Raw genomic sequence first — 583 nt, forward strand, 5'->3', positions numbered from 1 at the left:
TACAAATCCGTATCCTTCAATGATTACTTTTGATAGTCCACAAAGAAATGTATGTGTTTCGAGAAGGGTTCGCACCAATACACCTTTGCAAGCACTTACCACACTTAATGATACTGTCTATTATGCCGCAGCTCAGAATATTGCCTTAAAAATGCAACTTTCACAAGCAAAAACCACACGAGATAAAATTCGAGCAGGCTATGTTCATATTTTTCAGAAACAACCGAGTCAATCAAAAACAGCTTTACTCGAAAATCTTTACAACGATGCTCTAATGGATTTTAGAAAGAAAAAAAGTACCAAAGCCGAACTTTTGGCTCTCACACTTACGGCAAATACAATGTTGAATTTAGACGAATTCCTTACAAAATGAACAGAAAAACTATTTTTGAAGAAGCTTTTTTTGAGCAAGCCACTTTCAACACTCGTCGCCATTTTCTGAAACAATGCACTTCGGGTTTGGGCGGAATTGCACTTTCGTCGATTCTCGGTGGCTGTTTTCAATCTGAACAAAAAACGGTTGAAGAAAACCCTTTTGCCGTAAAACCTCCGCATTTTCCTGCTAAAGCCAAACATATCATAT

At 37.6% G+C, this 583-nt stretch carries 2 protein-coding genes; both read left to right on the plus strand.

The genetic code is table 11. The features are described 5' to 3' along the window. Window positions 1-373 (plus strand): DUF1553 domain-containing protein (locus IEW58_RS14225; protein WP_188645882.1); only part of this gene is annotated, 373 nt, incomplete at its 5' end. Then, a partial coding sequence (locus IEW58_RS14230) for a twin-arginine translocation signal domain-containing protein (RefSeq protein WP_188645883.1) occupies window positions 370-583 on the plus strand: 214 nt, incomplete at its 3' end. The genes IEW58_RS14225 and IEW58_RS14230, both read left to right, overlap by 4 nt.

The organism is Tsuneonella deserti (genome assembly GCF_014644315.1).
In the GTDB taxonomy this organism is placed as follows: domain Bacteria; phylum Pseudomonadota; class Alphaproteobacteria; order Sphingomonadales; family Sphingomonadaceae; genus Tsuneonella; species Tsuneonella deserti.